The organism is Spirillospora sp. NPDC052242 (assembly GCF_040679555.1).
GTDB lineage: Bacteria > Actinomycetota > Actinomycetes > Streptosporangiales > Streptosporangiaceae > Spirillospora.
The window spans coordinates 1-1,577 of sequence record NZ_JBFAUZ010000114.1 but is presented as its reverse complement, the minus strand read 5'-3'; the positions used below and the strand labels follow the sequence as shown (position 1 = coordinate 1,577).

The window sequence follows — 1,577 nt, the reverse complement described above, 5'->3', positions numbered from 1 at the left end:
TCGCCCTTGATGGAGCGGATCAGGAGCTGGGAGACGTCCACGACTTCCAGGGACTCCTTGGCCGCGCCCTCGTTCTTCTTCTCGTTGATCGCGTCGCCGAGCATGACGAGGCAGAACGGGCAGGCGGTGGAGACGGTGTCGGGGTTGGTCTCCAGCGCCTCGTCGACGCGCTCGGTGTTGATGCGCTTGCCGATGCGCTCTTCCATCCACATCCGGGCGCCGCCGGCGCCGCAGCAGAAGCCGCGGTCCTTGTGCCGGTGCATCTCCTGGGTCTTGACGCCGGGGACGGTCGCCATGATGTCGCGCGGCTGCTTGTAGACCTTGTTGTGGCGGCCCAGGAAGCAGGGGTCGTGGTAGGTGATGTTCTCCTCGATCGGGGCGACCGGGGTGAGCTTGCCCTCCTCGACCAGGTGCGCGAGCAGCTGGGTGTGGTGGACGACCTCGTAGTTCCCGCCGATCTGCGGGTACTCGTTGGCCAGGGTGTTGAAGCAGTGCGGGCAGGTCGCGACGATCTTCTTGACGCCCGCGTCGTTGAGGGTCTCGACGTTCTGCTGGCCGAGCATCTGGAAGACGAACTCCATGCCCAGGCGGCGGGCCGGGTCACCGGTGCAGGCCTCCATCGGGCCGAGCACGGCGAACTTGACGCCCGCGATGTGCAGCAGCTCGGCGACGGCCTTGGTGGTCTTCTTGGCCCGGTCCTCCAGGGCGCCGGCGCAGCCGACCCAGAACAGGTACTCGGTGTCCTCGGAGACCTTGTCGTCGACGACCTCGACCTCGAAGTCGAGCTCCTCGATCCACTCGAGGCGCTTCATCTCGGACATGCCCCACGGGTTGCCCTTGTTCTCGAGGTTCTTCAGCATGACGCCGGCCTCGGACGGGAACGAGGACTCGATCATCACCTGGAAGCGGCGCATGTCCAGGATGTGGTCGATGTGCTCGATGTCGACCGGGCACTGCTCGACGCACGCGCCGCAGTTGGTGCACGACCACAGGACGTCCGGGTGGATGACGCCGTCGTCGGCGACCAGCTCCTTGTCCACCTGCATGGCGAGCTTCTGCTCGTCGGTGAACTTCTCGCGCTCCTCCTCGGAGGCGAGCATGTAGGGGGCCTTGGCCAGGGCGTGGTCGCGCAGCTCCAGGATGACCATCTTGGGCGACAGCGGCTTGCCGGTGTTCCAGGCGGGGCACTGCGACTGGCAGCGACCGCACTCGGTGCAGGTCGCCATGTCGAGGAAGCCCTTCCAGGTGAAGTCCTCGATCTTGCCGCGGCCGAAGACGTCCTCGTCGGGGTCGGCCTCCTCGAAGTCGAGGGGCTTGCCGCCCGACATCATCGGCTGCGCGGCGCCCAGGCCGTCCGGGCGGCGCTTGAACATGACGTTCAGCGGCGCCAGGAAGATGTGCAGGTGCTTGGAGTTCACCACGAACACCAGGAACACGAACGCGACGCCGATGTGCGCCAGCAGGCCGACGGCCTCCAGCACGTGCAGGGTGTCGTCGGACATGCCCTCGAACAGGTTCCCCGTCAGGTGGGAGAAGTACGCGGCGCCGTTGTAGCCGAAGTTGCCGCGCGCGACCTC

At 66.6% G+C, this 1,577-nt stretch carries 1 protein-coding gene; it reads right to left on the bottom strand.

What is annotated here, in order from left to right; all coding sequences use genetic code 11:
- Positions 1–1,577 (bottom strand): (Fe-S)-binding protein (locus AB0L25_RS41025; RefSeq protein WP_500179055.1); only part of this gene is annotated, 1,577 nt, incomplete at both ends.